The organism is Streptomyces sp. 11-1-2 (assembly GCF_003595545.1).
Taxonomy (GTDB): domain Bacteria; phylum Actinomycetota; class Actinomycetes; order Streptomycetales; family Streptomycetaceae; genus Streptomyces; species Streptomyces hygroscopicus_B.
Genome location: NZ_CP022545.1, coordinates 4,490,786 through 4,510,146 on the forward strand (window position 1 = coordinate 4,490,786; position 19,361 = coordinate 4,510,146).

Here is a 19,361-nt window from a genome sequence, read left to right on the forward strand (position 1 = left end):
CCCGGCCGGTGAAGCTGCCCAAAACAGTACGACGCGGGCACCCCAGCACACCGAGGAGACCCTCTGCCATGACTGCCGACGCCTCCCCCGCACCCGCCCTGGACCGCATCCGGGTCGGCTCGGCCCCCGACTCCTGGGGGGTCTGGTTCCCCGACGACGACCAGCAGGTCCCCTGGCAGCGCTTCCTCGACGAGGTCACGCAGGCCGGCTACCAGTGGATCGAGCTGGGTCCGTACGGCTATCTGCCGACCGACCCGGCCCGGCTCACCGAGGAGACCGACCGGCGCGGCCTCACCGTCTCCGCGGGCACCATCTTCACCTCGCTGCACCGGGGCCCCGAGGTCTGGGACGCCACCTGGGAGCACGTCTCCCAGGTGGCCGAGCTGACCCGGGCGATGAACGCCAAGCACCTGGTGGTCATCCCCTCCTTCTGGCGGGACGACAAGACCGCCGAGCTGATCGAGCCCTCGACGCTCACCGCCGAGCAGTGGCGCCATCTGTCCACCGGGATGGAGCGGCTCGGCCGTGAGGTGCGGGAGCGCTTCGGGCTCGACATCGTCGTCCACCCGCATGCCGACACCCATATCGACACCGAGGAGAACGTGGCCCGCTTCCTGGACGCCACCGACTCCGACCTGGTCAACCTCTGCCTGGACACCGGCCACTACGCCTACTGCGGCGGCGACAGCGTCAAGCTGATCGAGACCTACGGCGAGCGCATCGGCTATCTCCACCTCAAGCAGGTCGACCCGGAGATCCTCGCCGATGTGGTCAAGAACGGGGTGCCGTTCGGCCCCGCCGTGCAGCGCGGCGTCATGTGCGAACCGCCGAACGGCGTTCCGGAGCTGGGACCGGTCCTGACCGCGGCCCAGAGGCTGGATGTGGACCTGTTCGCCATCGTCGAGCAGGACATGTACCCCTGCCCGCCCGACCAGCCCTTCCCCATCGCCGAGCGCACCCGGCGCTTCCTGCGCTCCTGCGGCGCCTGACCTCCCTTCCGCCCCCACGGGCCGTCGAACCGTCCAGAGAGCAGAGAGAGAAGAGAGATCAGCCTATGACGCAGCAGGGAACGCTCGGGGTCGCCGTCATCGGGACCGGCAAGATGGGCGCCGACCATGTCCGCCGCATCAACGAGGTGATCAGCGGCGCCCGGGTGGCCGCCGTGGTCGACATCGACGAGGCGCGGGCCAAGGCGGTCGCCGACACCGCCGACGGCTGTCAGGCGTTCACCGACCCGGCCGCCGCGATGGCCGCACCCGGCGTGGACGCGGTGCTGATCGCCTCGCCGGGACCCGCGCACGAGGCCGCGCTGCTCAGCGCGTTCGAGCGCGATCTGCCGGTGCTGTGCGAGAAGCCGCTCACCCCGGACTCCGCCTCCGCGCTGCGGGTGCTGGAGGCGGAGCAGAAGCTGGGCCACCGCCGGGTCCAGGTGGGCTTCATGCGCCGCTACGACACCGAGTTCATGAAGCTCAAGGCGCTGCTGGCCGGTGGTGAGCTGGGCCGCCCGCTGCTGCTGCACTGCCGCCACCGCAACGCCTCGGTGCACTCGTACTTCACCAACGAGATGATGATCACCGACTCGGTGGTGCATGAGATGGACCAGTCGCGCTGGCTGCTGGAGCAGGAGATCACCGCGGTCACCGTGCTCAAGCCGACCCCCAGCTCGCTGTCCCCCGAGCCGCTCAGCGACCCCCAGCTTGTGGTCTTCGAGACCACCGGCGGTGCGATCGTCAATGTGGAGATCTTCGCCACCTGCGGCTTCGGCTACCAGGTCCAGGCGGAGGCGGTCTGCGAACGGGGCACCGCCCGCGTCGGCGACGCCCACGGCATGCTGGTCAACCGGCCCGGCACCTGGGGCGGGGAGATCGCCCCCGACTTCGTGGCCCGGTTCGAGGAGGCGTACGACCGGGAGGTGCAGGCGTGGGTCAACGCCACCCGGCGCGGGGAGGTCGAGGGCCCCAGCGTCTGGGACGGCTATGCCGCGACCGCCGTCAGCGAGGCGGGGGTCCGGGCCCAGGCCACGGGTGAGCGCACGGCCGTCGAGATGATCGAGCGCCCCGCGTTCTACAGCTGACGCCCCACCAACCGACCCACAGCGGACCGGCCGTTTCCCCACGGCCGGTCCGCTGTCGCCATGGCAGGGGGCCATCGTCCGGTGCGTCACTCTTGCGTCACAGCCGTCACATCTCCACACGTCTACGTCACAGGTGCTCAACAGCCCCTGGCCGTCCGTCACTCAGCGTCGTTGACCCGGGCACAGGCTGATGGAGCGTGAGCAGGCGCGCCGCGGCTCCCCCGACGGCCCCACTGGGCCGTGGCCGTGACGACCTGCGGAAGGGCATAAGAGATGACCGACCGGAGGCTGTGGACCTACAAGGAGATCGCCGCACATATCGGTGTGCAGACCGACACCGTGCGGTCCTACCGCAAGCACGGCCTGCTGCCGCCCCCCGATCTGGTGGAGGGCGGCAAGCCGTACTGGTACGCGGATACGATCCGCTCCTGGGTGGCCCGCAGACCCGGCAACCGCCGCGCCCGGCGGGACGCCAGGGATTAGCGGCGCGGGCGCCGTGGTGCCGTACCCCCGTGATCCGCTAGCGGCCCGTACTCACACGGTCCCGCACCGTCTCCCCCTCTCCGGGCAGCCCGTCCTCACCGTGAGACCTGTCCTCACCGTGAGACCGCTTCTCGCCACGAGGCCCGCCCTCGACCCCGCACCGGCCGTCGGCGTCGCTGCCACTGGCGCCATCCGTGCCGGCCCCGGCGTCCGTGCGGCTTCCGGCGGGCGCGGACTCCCCCTCGCTCAGCCCGAACCGGGTGTGCAGCCGACGGAGTGGGCCAGGGGCCCACCAGGTGGCCCGGCCGGTCAGCTTCATCACCGCCGGCACCAGCAGACCGCGCACCACCATCGCGTCCATCAGCACGGCCAGGGCGATACCCAGCCCCAGCATCTTGGTGTTGGTGACCCGCGAGGTGCCGATGCCCACCATCACCACGGCGAGGATCAGCGCCGCCGCCGTGATCAGGCCGCCGGTGCGCCGCAGTCCGAACTCGACCGCCGCCTGATGGTCCCCGGTGCGGTCGTACTCCTCCTTGATCCGGGAGAGCAGAAAGACCCCGTAGTCCATGGAGAGCCCGAAGGCGACGCAGAACATCAGGACGGGCAGCGTGGTCTCGATATCGCCGGAGGTGGTGAAGGAGAGCGGACCGGACAGATGCCCGTCCTGGAAGACCCACACCACCGCGCCGAACATCGCGGTCAGACTGAGCGCGTTGAGCAGCACCGCCTGAATCGGTATCAGCACGCTTCCGGTGAGCAGGAAGACCAGCAGCAGGGTGACGGCGACGATGATGGCGGCGGCCCAGGGCAGCCGGTCGCCTATGGAGTCCTTGGTGTCCACCAGGACGGCGGCGGTGCCGGTGACCGAGGTGGTGAATGGCGGCTCCTGGGCGCGGATCGTCCGCACCAGGTCCTGGCTGGCGGCGTCCACGGCCTCGCTCTTGGGCAGCACCGTGATGTCGGCCGAGCCACCGGCCAGACGCGCGGCCTCCGCCGGCCCCGGCTCGGCCACCCGCCGCCCGTCCGTGAACCGGCCCGCCGGGCCGTCCACCCGCAGCACCTGGGGGAGGGCGGAGACCTTGGCGCTGTAGTCGGCGAGGGCCTTGGTGCCGGTCCCGCCCTCGGCGAGGACCTCCACCGCGCCCCCGGGACCGCCGGGGAACCCCTCCCGGATGTGCTGCTGCACCACATGGGACTCGGCGCTCGACGGCAACTGACGGTCGTCCGCGGTGCCGAACTCCACCCTCAGGAACGGCAGTCCCAGCGCGACCAGACCGGCGACGGTGGCCAGCGCGAACAGCGGGGCGCGCCGCATCACCAGCCGGGCGAGCCGCGCCCAGCCCGCTCCGGGCTCACCCTCGCGGGCCGGGCGGCCACGGCGCAGCAGCCGGGTGAGGTCCAGTGCGTTGACCCGGTCCCCCAGGAGGATGAGCGCCGCGGGCAGGACCACCAGGGCGGCGGTGGCGGCGATCAGCACCACCGCGATCCCCGCATAGGCGAAGGAGCGCAGGAAGTACTGCGGGAAGACGAGCATGGCGGAGAGCGAGGCGGCGACGGTCAGCGCCGAGAAGAGCACGGTGCGCCCGGCGGTGCGCAGCGTGGTCGCGACGGCGGGCAGCTTCTCCGCGCCCTGGGCCAGCTCCTCCCGGAAGCGGCGCACGATGAACAGGGCGTAGTCGATGGCGAGTCCGAGGCCGAGCGCGGTGGTCAGATTCTGCGCGAAGACCGAGACATCGGTGAACTCGGTGAGCCCGCGCAGCACCGCGTCGGTGCCGAGGATGGCGATGATGCCGACGCCGAGCGGAAGCAGGGCGGCCACGGCGCTGCCGAAGACCATGACGAGCAGCACCAGGGTGATGGGCAGGGCGATCATCTCGGCCCGCAGCAGATCCTCCTGGATGGTGGTCTGCAGCTCATGGCGGACCGCGACCATCCCGCCGACCGACACCTCGACCGGGCCATGGGCGCCCCGGTAGTGGGGCGCTATGCGCTCCAGCGTCTTGCCTGCGGCGGACTCGTCGCCCACGATCCGCGCGGCGATGATCGCCTCGCCCCGGTCACGGGCCCGCAGCGAGGGCGCGCCGGTGGCCCAGTACGAGGTGACACCGGTGATCGCCTGCTCATCCGAGAGCTTCTTGGCGAGGGCCCGGGCCTCGGCCGCGACGGCCGGATCGTCCACGGTCTTGGCGCCGCTGTCGACGAGCAGGATCAGATTGGGCTGGGAGGCGGGGAAGCGCTTCTCCAGTGCCTTGGTGGCATACGAGGACTCGGCCGCCGGGTCCTCCCAGCCGCCGCTTCCCAGCCGGTCGGCGACCCCGCTCCCCGCCACGACGGCCAGCGCCGTGAAGACCAGAGCGATCAGGAGGGACAGCCGCGGCCGTGCGGTGACCAGGCGCGTCCACCCTCCGATCCGGTCCCCGGGTGGGCGGTTGACATCGGTCATGGTGCGGTGTCCCCTTCATCTGTGCCCCATGCCGCCACCCACACGTCCGTAGGCAGCATGGGTCGCTGATTACCATGGGCGGTAAACACGAGCGACCGCTCGCGTTTCTCAAGAATGCGAGCGGGCGCTCGCGTTTGTCAATCGAACACGGAGAGCCGGGGAAAACAGGTGAGCGAGAGCAAGGTGGATCAGCGCGACGAAACGGCGAAGCCGCGCCGCAGACAGGCGCGCGGTGAGCGCCGGATCCAGCAGCTCCTCGACGCCGCCGCCCATGTCTTCTGCCGCACCGGCTACACCTCGGCGAGCACCAACGCCATCGCCCGCGAGGCCGGGGTCTCCCCCGGCACGCTGTACCAGTTCTTCCCGAACAAGGAGGCCATCGCCGTCGAGCTCGGCGAGCACCTCAACCGCCGGATGGTGGAGACCCACGGAACGGTCTTCACGCCCGAGAACGTCGCACTGCCCCTCGGCGAGCTGCTCGACACGATCCTCGACCCGATGATCGAGTTCAATTGCGCGAATCCGGCCTTCCTGGCCCTGATCCAGTCCTCCGACGCACCGGGCCGACTCCTCGAAGAACACGCCGAACTGCACGACGCGATCCAGGACCGCATCAGCGAGCTGATCGGCGTCCGCAACCCCGACCTCTCCCCCGAGCGCCGCACCCACACCACCACCATGGCGTTCGCCCTGTTCAAGGCCGGACTGACGCTGATCCTCGGCCATGAAGGCACGGAACGGGAGGCATACGTCGCGGAGTTGAAGACCGCCCTGTACGGCTACCTCGCCCCGGTGCTCGGCACCGAGGGAGTCAGCGCCCGCCCCTGACCCCACGCCGCACCCTCTCCACCCACCCCTCGTCCGCTCCGGACCGGGGAGGAGTGCGCGCGGGCGCGGCACACCCGTCACGGACCGGCGCACCACCGGCTTCCATCGATACCCCCTAGGGGTATAAAGTGGGGATCGTCAGGAGGCGCTGAGGCATTCCGGTGCCTCCTGCGCACCGACCGTCACGCTCACCCCACACAGGAGAAACCCCATGAGCTCCGAGGCTGTCACCACCGTCTACCAGGTGACCGGTATGACCTGCGGCCACTGCGAAGGCGCCGTCTCCGCGGAGATCGGCTCCCTGGACGGCGTCACCTCCGTCAAGGCCGTGGCGTCCACCGGCCAGGTCACCGTGATCTCGGCCGCTCCGCTGGACGACGAGACCGTCCGCGCCGCCGTGGACGAGGCGGGCTACGAGCTCACCGGCCGGGCGGCCTGAGCGAGCCCCCACCAAACCTCCGCCGGGACCGTACCGCCCTGCTCATACAGTCGCCGTACGGCCCGGCCCTCCTCCCAGGAGACCAGACATGACCAGCACGGCACCCCCCGCCGGGGCCGCCACCGACACCACGGCGACGGCCGGCGAGCCCTCACAGGTCCAGCTCGCCATCGGCGGCATGACCTGTGCGTCCTGCGCCGCGCGTATCGAGAAGAAGCTCAACCGCCTCGACGGCGTCACCGCCACGGTGAACTTCGCGACCGAGAAGGCCAAGGTGTCCTACGGCGCGGGGATCGAGGTCGCCGACCTGATCGCCACCGTCGTCAAAACCGGGTACACCGCCGAGGAACCGCGCCCCGCCCTGCCCGAGCCCCGCACCCCCGGCGCACCGGAGACCGACCGGCGCGGCGAGGCCGGACCGGATCCGCTGCGCCACCGCATGCTCGTCTCCCTCGCCCTGTCCCTGCCCGTCGTGGTGCTGGCGATGGTGCCGTCACTGCAGTTCGACAACTGGCAGTGGCTCTCACTCACCCTCGCCGCGCCGGTCGTCGTCTGGGGCGGCGCGCCCTTCCACAAGGCCGCCTGGACGGGCGTCCGGCACGGCGCGGCCACCATGGACACCCTGGTCTCCATCGGCACCCTCGCGGCCCTCGGCTGGTCCCTGTGGGCACTGTTCTTCGGCCACGCGGGCATGCCGGGAATGCGCCACGGCTTCGATCTCACCGTCTCCCGGGCCGACGGGTCGTCCGCGATCTATCTGGAGGCGGCCGCCGGGGTGACCACCCTCATCCTGCTGGGCCGCTTCCTGGAGGCGAAGTCCAAGCGGCGGGCGGGCGCCGCGCTGCGCGCGCTGCTGGAGATGGGCGCCAAGGACGTGGCCATACTGCGCGGGGGACAGGAGGAGCGGATCCCCGTCGGCGAGCTGGCGGTGGCCGACCGCTTCGTGGTGCGTCCCGGCGAGAAGATCGCCACCGATGGCACGGTGGTCGAGGGCTCCTCCGCCGTGGACGTCTCGATGCTGACCGGCGAATCGGTGCCGGTGGACGTGGTGGCGGGCGACACGGTGGCGGGCGCCACCGTCAACACGGCGGGCCGGATCGTGGTCGAGGCCACCCGCGTGGGCGCGGACACCCAGCTCTCGCGCATGGCCAAGCTGGTCGAGGACGCGCAGAACGGCAAGGCCGAGGTGCAGCGGCTCGCCGACCGGGTCTCGGGGATCTTCGTCCCGATCGTGCTGCTGATCGCCGTCGGCACCCTGCTGGGCTGGCTGCTCACCACGGGCGAGACGGCCGCCGCCTTCACCGCGGCCGTGGCCGTCCTGATCATCGCCTGCCCCTGCGCCCTGGGCCTGGCCACCCCGACCGCGCTCATGGTCGGCACCGGCCGCGGCGCCCAGCTGGGCATCCTGATCAAGGGGCCCGAGGTGCTGGAGTCGACCCGCCGGGTGGACACCGTCGTCCTGGACAAGACCGGCACGGTGACGGCCGGACAGATGCGGCTGCGCGGGGCCGTCACGGCGCCCGGCGTGGACGAGGAGGAGCTGCTGCGGTTCGCGGGCGCCCTGGAGCACGCATCGGAGCACCCGATCGCGCGCGCCATCGCGGACGGCGCGGCCGAGCGGATCGGCGACCTCCCGACGCCCGCGGACTTCCGATCCGAGCCCGGCCTCGGCGTCCAGGGCACGGTGGACGGTCACGCGGTCCTGGTCGGCCGCGAGAAGCTGCTCGGCGCATGGGCCATCGAACTGCCCGAGGACCTGGCGACCGCCAAGGCGGCGGCCGAGTCGGAGGGGCAGACGGCGGTCGCGGTGGCCTGGGACGGTAAGGCGCGCGGCGTCCTCCTGGTGGCCGACGCCGTCAAGGAGACCAGCGCCGAGGCGGTCGCCCAGTTGCGGGCGCTCGGCCTCACCCCGGTGCTGCTGACCGGCGACAACAGGCTCGTCGCCGAGGCGGTGGCCCGCGAGGTCGGCATCGACGACGTCATCGCCGAGGTGCTGCCCCAGGACAAGGTGGACGTCGTGAAGCGGCTGCAGGGCGAGGGCCGTACGGTCGCCATGGTGGGCGACGGGGTCAACGACGCGGCCGCCCTCGCCACCGCCGACCTCGGGCTCGCGATGGGCACGGGCACGGACGCGGCCATCGAGTCCGGGGATCTGACACTGGTCCGGGGCGACCTGCGGGTGGCGGCGGACGCGATCCGGCTGGCGCGCCGGACGCTCGGCACCATCAAGGGCAACCTCTTCTGGGCCTTCGGCTACAACGTCGCCGCGCTGCCGCTGGCGGCGGCGGGACTGCTGAACCCTATGATCGCGGGAGCGGCCATGGCGTTCTCGTCCGTGTTCGTGGTGACGAACAGTCTGCGACTGCGGGCCTTCACAGCGTCCACATAGATTCACCAAGTCCCCATAAGCCGCACAACACCCATACAGCAGAGCCTCGATCTTCAAATCGAGGCTCTTGCCCTTCTATGGCCCATATGGCAAGAGACGCAGATCACATACAACCCAACGTAACCATCGAGGGGGGTCGCGAGTCTAATGGGACGGTGGGGATTCGTCTTGGGGGACGTATCCCGCTACGCGTAGCCGGGACGACGTACTCGGGGAGCTTTGAGCGGCCCTCCCGTAGGTACGCGTCCCGGCGGATCGCGTCACCATACGGCCCGCAAGGGCCCGTAGACACCCGGCCGGATCCCGTGGGGGGAATCCGCTCCGGGGCAAGGGAAGCGCCCCGCTCCGACCCGTGGGGGGATCGGAAGCGGGGCGCTTCTGGCTTTCTTTTAAGGCTCGGTTCGCCTCCGGGGCGCAAAAGCCTGTGTCGACGGTCGACGTGCTCGGTCGCTCGTTCCTCGCTCCCTGCGCGCGTCTCCCTTTCGACACAGGCGCGCCCCTTCGGCTCGCCCCCAGCTACCGCTGGGAGGTGCCCCCTGCCGGAAGACCCCATGGGGCGGATGCGCGAAGGTGCCCGGCTCAAATACAAGTGCCCCCGACCTATCAGGACGGGGGCACCGGAGAAGCGAAGGTCAGCGCTCCTCGACCGGGACGAAGTCGCGCTCGACGACGCCCGTGTAGATCTGGCGCGGGCGGCCGATACGGGAACCCGGCTCCTTGATCATCTCGTGCCACTGGGCGATCCAGCCAGGCAGCCGGCCGAGCGCGAACAGCACGGTGAACATCTCGGTCGGGAAGCCCATCGCCCGGTAGATCAGACCGGTGTAGAAGTCCACGTTCGGGTAGAGCTTGCGCTCGACGAAGTAGTCGTCCGCGAGGGCGTGCTCCTCCAGCTTGAGCGCGATGTCGAGCAGCTCGTCGGACTTGCCGAGCGCGGAGAGGACATCGTGCGCCGCCGACTTGATGATCTTCGCCCGGGGGTCGAAGTTCTTGTAGACGCGGTGCCCGAAGCCCATGAGCTTCACGCCGTCTTCCTTGTTCTTCACCTTGCGGATGAAGGTGTCGACGTCGCCGCCCGAAGCCTGGATGCCCTCGAGCATCTCCAGCACGGACTGGTTGGCGCCGCCGTGCAGGGGGCCCCACAGCGCGTTGATGCCCGCCGAGATGGAGGCGAACATATTGGCCTGCGAGGAGCCGACCAGCCGGACCGTGGAGGTCGAACAGTTCTGCTCGTGGTCGGCGTGCAGAATCAGCAGCTTGTCGAGCGCGGAGACCACGGTCGGGTCGAGGTCGTACTCCTGCGCGGGGACCGAGAAGGTCATCCGGAGGAAGTTCTCGACGTAGCCCAGGTCATTGCGCGGGTACACAAAGGGGTGACCGACCGACTTCTTGTACGCATATGCGGCAATGGTCGGCAACTTGGCCAGCAACCGGATCGTCGAGAGGTTGCGCTGCTTCTCGTCGAAGGGGTTGTGGCTGTCCTGATAGAAGGTCGACAGCGCGCTGACCACGGAGGACAGCATCGCCATCGGGTGGGCGTCCCGCGGGAAACCGTCGTAGAACCGCTTGACGTCTTCATGCAGGAGCGTGTGGCGGGTGATCTCCCCACGGAAGGCCGCCAGTTCATCGACGGTCGGCAGCTCCCCGTTGATCAGCAGGAAGGCGGTCTCCACGAAGGAGGCGCGCTCCGCCAGCTGCTCGATCGGGTAGCCGCGGTATCGCAGGATGCCCTGCTCACCGTCCAGATAGGTGATCGCGGATTTGTACGCGGCGGTGTTGCCGTAACCGGAATCCAGGGTCACCAGACCGGTCTGGGCACGCAGCTTGCCGATATCGAAGCCCTTGTCGCCGACAGTGCTGTCGACCACCGGGTAGGTGTATTCGCCGTCCCCGTACCGCAGTACTACAGAGTTGTCGCTCACGTCATCCCTCACCGACGTCTGGTTCTCTTCTTCGAGGTGCCCTGACTCCCCCCACCTTCCCCTACTCGGGTAGAGAACGTGCACTCGGGGTCGGCTGAAGAGCCTTTTGGCGGCACTCAGTGCCGCCTTCACGGCCATCCTGCCCCGATCGTCATCGTTCGGAAACCCTCTTGACACGCTCGACTGTCACATCGCCGCCGAGTCGGTGATCCAGCGCGGTACAGCGCCTCCCCGCCGAGACGGTGCGCACCGCCTGCCCCAGCGCGCGGCGCGAGCCGACCAGCACCACAAGGCGCTTGGCACGGGTCACCGCCGTGTACAGGAGGTTGCGCTGCAACATCATCCAGGCCCCGGTGGTCACCGGAATCACGACGGCCGGGTACTCACTGCCCTGTGACCGGTGGATGGTCACCGCATAGGCATGAGCCAGCTCGTCCAGCTCGTCGAAGTCGTACGGTACCTCCTCGTCCTCGTCCGTCCGCACGGTCAGCCGCTGCTCATCGGTGTCGAGTGAGGTGACGACGCCAACCGTGCCGTTGAAGACCCCGTTGGCCCCTTTCTCATAATTGTTACGGATCTGGGTCACCTTGTCGCCGACCCGGAAGACCCGGCCTCCGAGACGGCGCTCCGGGAGGTCCGGGCGGGCCGGGGTGATGGCCTGCTGAAGCAGTCCGTTGAGCGTGCCCGCGCCCGCCGGGCCGCGGTGCATAGGGGCCAGAACCTGCACGTCACGGCGGGGGTCGAGACCGAACTTGGCGGGGATGCGGCGGGCCGCGACATCGACCGTGAGCCGCCCGGCCTCCTCCGTGTCGTCCTCGACGAAGAGAAAGAAATCCGACAGGCCCTGGGTGACCGGCGGCACCCCCTCGTTGATCCGGTGGGCGTTGGTGACCACACCGGACTGCTGGGCCTGGCGGAAGATCCGGGTCAGCCGCACCGCCGGGACGGGGCTGCCGGGGGCCAGCAGATCGCGCAGCACCTCCCCGGCGCCCACGCTGGGCAGCTGGTCCACATCCCCGACGAAGAGCAGATGGGCGCCGGGCGGGACCGCCTTGACCAGCTTGTTGGCCAGCAGCAGATCGAGCATCGACGCCTCGTCGACCACCACCAGATCCGCGTCGAGCGGGCGGTCCCTGTCATACGCCGCGTCCCCGCCGGGCCTGAGCTCCAGCAGCCGGTGGACGGTGGACGCCTCGGCGCCGGTCAGCTCGGACAGCCGCTTGGCGGCCCGGCCGGTGGGCGCCGCGAGCACCACCTTCGCCTTCTTGGCGCGGGCCAGCTCCACCACGGACCGCACGGTGAAGGACTTGCCGCAGCCCGGCCCGCCGGTGAGCACCGCGACCTTCTCGGTCAGCGCGAGCCGCACCGCCTGGCTCTGCTCGGGCGCCAGATCGGCTCCGGTGCGGCTCGCCAGCCAGTCCAGCGCCTTGTCCCAGTCCACGTCCCCGAAGGCGGGCAGCCGGTCCTCCTGGGTGCGCAGCAGCCGCAGCACCTGGCCGGCGAGGGAGATCTCGGCGCGGTGGAAGGGCACCAGATAGACGGCGGATACCGGCTCGCCGTCCGCCGGGCCCGGGACCGGCTCGCGCACCACGCCCTCGTCCTCGGCCGCGAGCTCCCCCAGGCAGTCGATGACCAGACCGGTGTCCACCTGGAGCAACTTCACGGCGTCCGCGATGAGTTGCTCCTCGGGGAGATAGCAGTGGCCCTGGTCGGCGGACTGGGACAGCGCGTACTGCAGGCCGGCCTTCACCCGGTCGGGGCTGTCATGCGGAATGCCCACCGACTGGGCGATCTTGTCGGCGGTGAGGAAGCCGATGCCCCAGACGTCGGCCGCCAGCCGGTACGGCTCGTTCTTCACGACCGAAATCGACGCGTCGCCGTACTTCTTGTAGATCCGCACCGCGATGGAGGTGGAGACGCCCACCCCCTGGAGGAAGACCATCACCTCCTTGATGGCCTTCTGCTCCTCCCAGGCCGCGGCGATCATCTTGGTGCGCTTGGGGCCGAGGCCCGGGACCTCGACCAGCCGCTCGGGCCGCTCCTCGATGACATCGAGGGTGTCGACGCCGAAGTGCTCGGTGATCCGGTCGGCGATCCGGGGGCCGATGCCCTTGATCAGCCCCGAGCCGAGATAGCGCCGGATGCCCTGGACGGTGGCGGGGAGGACGGTCTGGTAGTTCTCGACGGTGAACTGTTTGCCATATTGCGGATGGGAACCCCAGCGGCCCTCCATCCGCAGTGACTCGCCCGGCTGGGCGCCCAGCAGCGAGCCGACGACGGTCAGCAGATCGCCGGAGCCCCGGCCGGTGTCGACCCGCGCGACCGTATAGCCGTTCTCCTCATTGGCGTAGGTGATCCGCTCCAGGACCCCTTCGACCACCGCGAGTTTGAGCATGCCCCGACCGTACCGCCGGGAGCCGACACGCGGTTCGGGCCTGTGGACAACGCCTGTGAACAACGCCCGCGGGGAAGAACGGGGCCGTGGATCCCGCGGCGGAATATCACGATCCGGTTTCACCGGCGGCCGACCCCTTGCCTCCTTCCATGTAATCGATTCCAATCCATGTAATCGATTCCACAAGGAGGTGGACGATGCCGGCCATCAAGGACGTGGCGCGGCGTGCCGGGGTCTCCGTCGCGACGGTCTCACGGGTGCTCAATGACCACCCCTCCGTTCGCATGGACACCCGTGAACGGGTGCTCGCCGCGGTCGCCGACCTCGGCTATCGCCCCAACGCGGTGGCCCGCTCGCTGCGCACCGATCAGACCCGGACCCTGGGGCTGGTCATCAGCGATGTGCTGAATCCCTTCTTCACCGAGCTGGCCCGCTCGGTCGAGGACGCCGCCCGCGAGCTGGACTACAGCGTGATCATCGGTAACGCCGATGAGCGGCCCGAGCTCCAGGACCACCATGTGCGCACCCTGATGGACCGCCGCATAGACGGACTGCTGGTCAGCCCCACCGACGGCGGCTCCCCGATGATGCTGGCCGCCGCCCGCGCCGGCACCCCCATGGTCTTCGTCGACCGCTGGATCGAGGGCGAGGGCCTGGATGCGGTGCCGGTGATCCGCACCGACGGGCGGGGAGCCATCCGCGATCTGGTGGACCATCTGTGCGCCCTGGGGCACCGCCGGCTCGCGATCATCGCGGGCCCGGCGGCCACCACGACCGGCCGCGAACGGGTGGACGCCTTCCGCTCCGCGCTGCGCGAGTTCGGTCTGGCGCTGTCCGAGGACCACATCGGCCAGGGGGACTTCCAGGCGGACAGCGGCCGCCGGGTGACCGCCCGCTTCCTCGATCTGCCGCACCCCCCGGACGCGATCTTCGCCGCGGACAACCTGATGGCGCTCGGCGCGATGGATGAGATCCGCGCGCGGGGCTTGCGGGTGCCGGATGATGTGGCGCTCGCCGCGTTCGACGACATCCCCTGGTTCGTCCACACCGATCCACCGATCACCGCCGTCGCCCAGCCGACCGGAGCGCTCGGCCATGCCTCCGTACGCGCGCTGATCGATCTCGTCGAGGGGCGGCCCGCCGAATCGGTGACCCTGTCCGCCCGTCTGGTCACCCGCCGCTCGTGCGGCGAGCCCGAAGGGAGCAAGCCATGAGTGCCGAGTCCGAGCGGTCCTCCCCCGCCGGGGCGGAGCTGCTGCGCATGGAGGGCGTCCGTAAGACCTTCCCCGGGGTGATCGCCCTGGACGGGGTGGACTTCGATCTGCGCCGGGGCGAAGTGCACGTCCTCCTGGGCGAGAACGGCGCGGGCAAGTCCACGCTGATCAAGATGCTCTCCGGCGCGCACCGCCCCGACGGGGGCCGGATCCTGGTCGACGGCGGCCCGGTGCGCATCAACGGCGCGCAGGACGCCGAGCGGCTCGGAATCGCCACTATCTACCAGGAGTTCAACCTCGTCCCGGACCTCACCGTGGCCGAGAACATCTTCCTGGGCCGCCAGCCGCGCCGCTTCGGCATGATCGACCGCAAGGCCATGGACGAGCGCGCCGCCGAGCTGCTGGCCCGCGTCGGGGTGGACGTCTCGCCCCGGACCCGCGTCCGGGACCTCGGCATCGCCCGGCTGCAGATGGTGGAGATCGCCAAGGCGCTGAGCCTGGACGCCCGCGTCCTGATCATGGACGAGCCGACCGCCGTGCTCACCACCGAGGAGGTCGACAAGCTCTTCCGGATCGTGCGCACGCTGCGCGCGGACGGGGTGGGCGTCGTCTTCATCACCCATCACCTGGAGGAGATCGCCGCCCTGGGCGACCGCGTCACCGTGCTGCGCGACGGCCGCAGCGTCACCCAGGTCCCGGCCACCACCGAACAGGACGAGCTGGTGCGGCTGATGGTGGGCCGCTCCATCGAGCAGCAGTACCCACGGGAGCGCACGGACGCCGGTGACCCCCTGCTGAAGGTCCGGGGGCTCACCCGGAACGGCAGCTTCCAGGACATCGGCTTCGACGTGCGCGCCGGGGAGGTGGTGGGCCTGGCCGGGCTGGTCGGCGCGGGCCGTACGGAGGTCGTACGGGCGCTCTTCGGCGCCGATCCGTACGACTCCGGCTCCGTCGAGGTGCTCGGCCGCCCGCTGGCCCGCCATGACGTGGTGGCCGCCATGCGGGCCGGGATCGGCCTCGTCCCCGAGGACCGTAAGGGCCAGGGCCTGGTCCTGGACGGCACCGTGCAGGAGAACCTGGGCCTGGTCACGCTGCGCGCCGCCACCCGCGCGGGGCTCGTCGACCGGGCCGCTCAGCGGAGCGCGGCGGCCGGCGTCGCCGAGCGGCTGGCCGTCCGGATGGCCGGGCTCGACCAGCGGGTGCGCACCCTCTCCGGCGGCAACCAGCAGAAGGTCGTCATCGGCAAGTGGCTGCTCGCCGACAGCAAGGTGCTGATCCTCGACGAGCCGACCCGCGGCATCGACGTGGGCGCCAAGGTCGAGATCTACCAGCTCATCAACGAACTCACCGCGTCCGGCCACGCCGTTTTGATGATCTCCAGCGATCTGCCCGAGGTGCTGGGGATGAGCGACCGGGTCCTGGTCATGGCCCAGGGCCGGATCTCGGGCGAGCTGACCGCGCGGGAAGCGACCCAGGACGCCGTGATGGCCCTGGCAGTGAAGGACGTCAAGGGCGCCGACGAAGGAGTCGGCGGCAACGAAAAGGAGGGCTCCCGTGGCCACTGACACGCTTACGAAGGACCCCGGGGGCTCGGCGGTGCTGCGCCGCGTGCTGCTCGACAACGGCGCCCTGAGCGCCCTGGTGCTGCTGGTGGCGGCCATGTCGCTGCTGTCCGGCGACTTCCTCACCACCGGCAATCTCCTCAACGTCGGCGTCCAGGCGGCGGTCACCGCGATCCTCGCCTTCGGCGTCACCTTCGTCATCGTCTCCGCGGGGATCGATCTGTCGGTCGGCTCGGTGGCCGCGCTGTCCGCCACCGTGCTCGCCTGGTCGGCGACCTCACAGGGGCTGCCGGTGTGGTTCGCGGCGCTCCTGGCCGTCGCCACCGGTGTCGCCTGCGGTCTGGTCAGCGGGGCGCTGGTCTCCTTCGGGAAGCTGCCGCCGTTCATCGCCACGCTCGCGATGCTGTCGATCGGCCGCGGCCTGGCCCTGGTGATCTCCCAGGGCAGCCCGATAGCCATCCCCGAGTCGATGTCCGGCCTCGGCGACACCATCGGCGGCTGGCTGCCCATCCCGGTGCTCGTGATGATCGGCATGGGGCTGATCACCGCGGGTGTGCTGGGCCGCACGTACGCGGGCCGCGCGATGTACGCGATCGGCGGCAACGAGGAGGCCGCCCGGCTCTCCGGGATCCGGGTGACGCGCCAGAAGCTGGTCATCTACGCGCTCTCCGGCGGCTTCGCGGCCGTCGCGGGCATCGTGCTCGCCTCCCGGCTGTCCTCCGCGCAGCCGCAGGCGGCCGTCGGCTACGAACTCGACGCGATCGCCGCGGTCGTCATCGGCGGCGCGAGTCTGTCCGGTGGCGTCGGTAAGGCGTCCGGCACGCTCATCGGCGCGCTGATCCTCGCGGTGCTGCGCAACGGGCTCAACCTGCTGGAGGTCTCCCCCTTCTGGCAGCAGGTCGTCATCGGTGTCGTCATCGCGCTCGCGGTGCTGCTGGACACGGTGCGCCGACGCGCCGGGGCAAGCCCGGGCGCGCCCGGGGCCGCGGCGGGCGGATCGTCCGGTGGCGGCCGTAAGAAGGCCGTCAACGCGGGCAAGTTCGCGCTCGCCGCCGTGGTCGTCGCCGCCATCGCCGTCGGCGCCGCCGTCTGGCGCTCCGGCTCCTCCGGGGGCGCGTCCACCAAGGTCGGGCTGTCGGTCTCCACCCTCAACAACCCCTTCTTCGTGCAGTTGAAGGCGGGCGCCCAGGAAGAGGCCAAGCGCGCCGGGGTCAGCCTTACGGTCACCGACGCCCAGAACGACGCCTCCCAGCAGGCCAATCAGATTCAGAATTTCACCAGCCAGAACATGAAGTCGATCATCATCAACCCGGTCGACTCCGATGCCGCGGGCCCGTCCGTCCGGGCCGCCGACAAGGCGGGCATCCCGGTGCTGGCCGCCGACCGTGGCGTCAACAAGGCCGAGATCGCGACCCTGGTGGCCTCGGACAACATCACGGGCGGCAAGCTGGCTGCCAAGACGCTCGCCGAGCGGCTCGGGAAGAAGGGCACGATCCTGGTGCTGCAGGGCACCCCCGGCACCTCCGCCTCGCGTGAACGCGGAAAGGGCTTCGCGGAGGGCCTCAAGGCGTACCCGGACATCAAGGTCGTCGGCAAGCAGACCGCCGACTTCGACCGGGCCAAGGGGCTGGATGTGACCACCAATCTGCTCCAGGGCCACCCCGGTATCGACGGGATCTTCGCCGAGAACGACGAGATGGCGCTCGGCGCGGTCAAGGCGCTCGGCTCCAAGGCGGGCAAGTCCGTCGACGTCGTCGGCTTCGACGGCACCCCGGACGGGCTCAAGGCCGTCGAGAACGGCAGCCTCGCCGCGACCGTCGCCCAGCAGCCGAAGGAGTTGGGCCGGATGGTGGTGCGGAATGCCGTCAAGGCGGCCAAGGGGCAGAAGATCGACGGCACGGTGAAGGTGCCGGTGAAGGTCGTCACTGCGAAGTGACAAACGAAAGGACGTGCGGATGCACGACTACGACCTGCTGGTCGTGGGGTCGGCCAACGCCGATCTGGTGATCGGAGTCGACCGCCGCCCCGGGGCCGGCGAGACCGTCCTCGGGTCCGACCTCGCGGTCCACCCGGGCGGCAAGGGGGCCAACCAGGCCGTCGCCGCCGCCCGGCTGGGGGCCCGGACGGCGCTGCTGGCCCGGGTCGGCGACGACGGCTACGGCCGGCTGCTGCTGGATTCGCAGCGGACGGCCGGGGTCGACACCGTCGGCGTCCTCGTCGGCGGCGCGCCCACCGGGGTAGCGCTGATCACGGTGGACCCCTCGGGTGACAACAGCATCGTGGTCTCCCAGGGGGCCAACGCCCGGCTGACCCCCGGCGACGTCCGGGCCGCGGCGAGCCTGCTGGCCGCGGCGCGAGTGGTCTCGCTGCAGTTGGAGATCCCCCTGGAGACGGTCGCCGAGGTGGTCCGCGCGGCGGGCGCGGGCTTCGGCGGCCGCCTCGGGCCGCGGGTGGTGCTCAACCCCTCGCCGACCGCGCCGCTGCCCGCCGATGTGCTGGCCGCCTGCGATCCGCTGGTGGTGAACGAGCACGAGGCGCGGTTCCTGCTGAGCGACGCCCCGGTGGGGTCCTCCGACGACCCCGAGGAGTGGGCCGACGCCCTGCTGTCGCGCGGTCCGCGCTCGGTCGTGGTGACCCTGGGCGCCGAGGGCGCGCTGGTCGCCGACGGCGACCGTACGGTGCTGGTGCCCAGTCCCGCGGTGACGGCCGTGGACACCACGGGCGCCGGGGACGCCTTCACCGGCGCGCTCGCCTGGCGCCTCGGCGTCGGCGACGACCTGCCGACCGCAGTGCGGTTCGCGGTGCGCGTGGGCGCCGCCGCGGTGACACGGGCCGGGGCGCAGGCGTCCTTCCCGAACGCCGAGGAGGTGGCGGCGCTGTGAAGCGATCCGGGATTCTCAACCGCCATCTGAGCGCGGGCATCGCCCTGTTGGGCCACACCGACACGGTGATGGTGTGCGACGCGGGCCTTCCGATACCGGACGGGCCGTTCGTGGTGGACCTCGCCTTCACGGCCGGGGTGCCGTCGTTCGAGCGGGTGCTCACCGGGCTGCTGGACGAGCTGGTGGTCGAAGGGGCCACGGCGGCGCGGGAGGTACGCGGCCACAACCCCGAGGCGACCGCCCTGCTCGACCGCCTCTTCCCGGCGCCCGCGCTGGATCTGGTCCCGCACGAGGAGCTCAAGACGATGACGGGACGGGCGAGGCTGGTGGTGCGTACGGGGGAGGCGCGGCCGTACGCGAATGTGCTGCTGCGGTGCGGGGTGCCGTTCTGAGGCCTGCGACGCGCGGTCGTCCCCGGGGTCGGCCTCGCGCGCCGGGGCGCGGTGTGACGCGGGAGTCCCCGAGCGCGGGATGACGCGGGCGTCCGGGGGGGCGTGGGTGACGCGGGCGTCCGGGGGCGCGGTGTGACATTTCGAGGGGCCCGGCCGTGGTCCGGGCCCCTCGTTTTCCCCTCCCAGGGCTTCCTCTCGAATCCCCCCCGGAATCCCCCCAGGAAGCCCAATGCCAGGTACGACCCGCCAAGGGCCGGAACGGTTGCACAGCGATCGGCGAAAGATTTTTCCGGGGCGCGACAACCTCGGGTGGGGCCGCACGTCTGGTGGGATGA

General features: G+C 70.7%; 14 protein-coding genes. 11 read left to right on the plus strand and 3 right to left on the minus strand.

From position 1 onward, the window contains the following. Positions 1-68: 68 nt before the first annotated feature. From CGL27_RS18570 to CGL27_RS18580, 3 genes are all read left to right on the plus strand, one after another. Positions 69-989, plus strand: a complete 921-nt coding sequence (locus tag CGL27_RS18570; RefSeq protein WP_119988587.1) for a sugar phosphate isomerase/epimerase — start codon at positions 69-71, stop codon at positions 987-989. A gap of 65 nt (positions 990-1,054) precedes the next feature. Next, positions 1,055-2,074, plus strand: a complete 1,020-nt coding sequence (locus CGL27_RS18575; RefSeq protein ID WP_078641517.1) for a Gfo/Idh/MocA family oxidoreductase — start codon at positions 1,055-1,057, stop codon at positions 2,072-2,074. Positions 2,075-2,347: 273 nt separating this feature from the next. Then, on the plus strand, positions 2,348-2,557 hold the full coding sequence (locus tag CGL27_RS18580; protein ID WP_078641518.1) for a MerR family transcriptional regulator: 210 nt from the start codon (positions 2,348-2,350) through the stop codon (positions 2,555-2,557). 37 nt (positions 2,558-2,594) lie between these two features. On the opposite strand, the gene CGL27_RS18585 is transcribed toward CGL27_RS18580, so the two are convergent. Beyond that, positions 2,595-5,003, minus strand: a complete 2,409-nt coding sequence (locus CGL27_RS18585) for an MMPL family transporter (protein ID WP_119988590.1) — start codon at positions 5,001-5,003, stop codon at positions 2,595-2,597. A 168-nt stretch (positions 5,004-5,171) separates the two neighbouring features. On the opposite strand from CGL27_RS18585, the gene CGL27_RS18590 reads away from it, so the two are divergent. The 3 genes from CGL27_RS18590 (at position 5,172) to CGL27_RS18600 (ending at position 8,659) form a co-directional block, all read left to right on the plus strand. Further along, on the plus strand, positions 5,172-5,831 hold the full coding sequence (locus tag CGL27_RS18590) for a TetR/AcrR family transcriptional regulator (RefSeq protein WP_119988593.1): 660 nt from the start codon (positions 5,172-5,174) through the stop codon (positions 5,829-5,831). 211 nt (positions 5,832-6,042) lie between these two features. Beyond that, entirely contained in the window at positions 6,043-6,270 is a 228-nt protein-coding gene (locus CGL27_RS18595) for a heavy-metal-associated domain-containing protein (protein WP_119988596.1), read from the plus strand. A gap of 88 nt (positions 6,271-6,358) precedes the next feature. Then, complete coding sequence (locus CGL27_RS18600) at positions 6,359-8,659, plus strand: heavy metal translocating P-type ATPase (protein WP_119988599.1); 2,301 nt, start codon at positions 6,359-6,361, stop codon at positions 8,657-8,659. A 632-nt stretch (positions 8,660-9,291) separates the two neighbouring features. Here CGL27_RS18600 and CGL27_RS18605 read toward each other — a convergent pair. Together CGL27_RS18605 and CGL27_RS18610 are read right to left on the minus strand one after the other, a co-directional pair. Beyond that, positions 9,292-10,581 carry a citrate synthase gene (locus CGL27_RS18605; RefSeq protein WP_078641523.1) on the minus strand — a complete coding sequence of 430 codons (1,290 nt, stop codon included), beginning with the start codon at positions 10,579-10,581 and terminating at the stop codon, positions 9,292-9,294. Between the two features lie 151 nt (positions 10,582-10,732). Beyond that, the gene (locus CGL27_RS18610; protein ID WP_119988602.1) at positions 10,733-12,976 is read right to left on the minus strand and encodes an ATP-dependent RecD-like DNA helicase; all 2,244 of its coding nucleotides are present in this window, start codon (positions 12,974-12,976) and stop codon (positions 10,733-10,735) included. Between the two features lie 197 nt (positions 12,977-13,173). On the opposite strand from CGL27_RS18610, the gene CGL27_RS18615 reads away from it, so the two are divergent. Genes CGL27_RS18615 through rbsD form a run of 5 tightly spaced genes read left to right on the plus strand, consistent with a single transcriptional unit; the run spans position 13,174 to position 19,026 of the window. Continuing rightward, the gene (locus tag CGL27_RS18615) at positions 13,174-14,190 is read left to right on the plus strand and encodes a LacI family DNA-binding transcriptional regulator (RefSeq protein ID WP_119988605.1); all 1,017 of its coding nucleotides are present in this window, start codon (positions 13,174-13,176) and stop codon (positions 14,188-14,190) included. Beyond that, the gene (locus CGL27_RS18620; RefSeq protein ID WP_119988608.1) at positions 14,187-15,755 is read left to right on the plus strand and encodes a sugar ABC transporter ATP-binding protein; all 1,569 of its coding nucleotides are present in this window, start codon (positions 14,187-14,189) and stop codon (positions 15,753-15,755) included. The genes CGL27_RS18615 and CGL27_RS18620 overlap by 4 nt, the downstream gene beginning before the upstream one ends. Further along, positions 15,745-17,688: a substrate-binding domain-containing protein gene (locus tag CGL27_RS18625; protein WP_119988611.1), complete on the plus strand. Its 1,944-nt coding sequence runs from the start codon at positions 15,745-15,747 to the stop codon at positions 17,686-17,688. Before CGL27_RS18620 ends, CGL27_RS18625 begins: the two co-directional genes overlap by 11 nt. Positions 17,689-17,707: 19 nt before the next feature. Further along, positions 17,708-18,634: a ribokinase gene (gene rbsK, locus CGL27_RS18630; protein WP_119988614.1), complete on the plus strand. Its 927-nt coding sequence runs from the start codon at positions 17,708-17,710 to the stop codon at positions 18,632-18,634. Next, complete coding sequence (gene rbsD, locus CGL27_RS18635) at positions 18,631-19,026, plus strand: D-ribose pyranase (protein WP_119988617.1); 396 nt, start codon at positions 18,631-18,633, stop codon at positions 19,024-19,026. The genes rbsK and rbsD overlap by 4 nt, the downstream gene beginning before the upstream one ends. The last annotated feature ends 335 nt before the right edge of the window (positions 19,027-19,361 follow it).

Bases quoted from the DNA above. Each gene is read 5' to 3' on its own strand.
- CGL27_RS18570 (WP_119988587.1), top strand. From the start codon at position 69: ATGACTGCCGACGCCTCCCCCGCACCCGCCCTGGACCGCATCCGGGTC.
- CGL27_RS18575 (WP_078641517.1), top strand. From the start codon at position 1,055: ATGACGCAGCAGGGAACGCTCGGGGTCGCCGTCATCGGGACCGGCAAG.
- CGL27_RS18580 (WP_078641518.1), top strand. From the start codon at position 2,348: ATGACCGACCGGAGGCTGTGGACCTACAAGGAGATCGCCGCACATATC.
- CGL27_RS18585 (WP_119988590.1), bottom strand. From the start codon at position 5,003: ATGACCGATGTCAACCGCCCACCCGGGGACCGGATCGGAGGGTGGACG.
- CGL27_RS18595 (WP_119988596.1), top strand. From the start codon at position 6,043: ATGAGCTCCGAGGCTGTCACCACCGTCTACCAGGTGACCGGTATGACC.
- CGL27_RS18600 (WP_119988599.1), top strand. From the start codon at position 6,359: ATGACCAGCACGGCACCCCCCGCCGGGGCCGCCACCGACACCACGGCG.
- CGL27_RS18610 (WP_119988602.1), bottom strand. From the start codon at position 12,976: ATGCTCAAACTCGCGGTGGTCGAAGGGGTCCTGGAGCGGATCACCTAC.
- CGL27_RS18615 (WP_119988605.1), top strand. From the start codon at position 13,174: ATGCCGGCCATCAAGGACGTGGCGCGGCGTGCCGGGGTCTCCGTCGCG.
- CGL27_RS18620 (WP_119988608.1), top strand. From the start codon at position 14,187: ATGAGTGCCGAGTCCGAGCGGTCCTCCCCCGCCGGGGCGGAGCTGCTG.
- rbsK (WP_119988614.1), top strand. From the start codon at position 17,708: ATGCACGACTACGACCTGCTGGTCGTGGGGTCGGCCAACGCCGATCTG.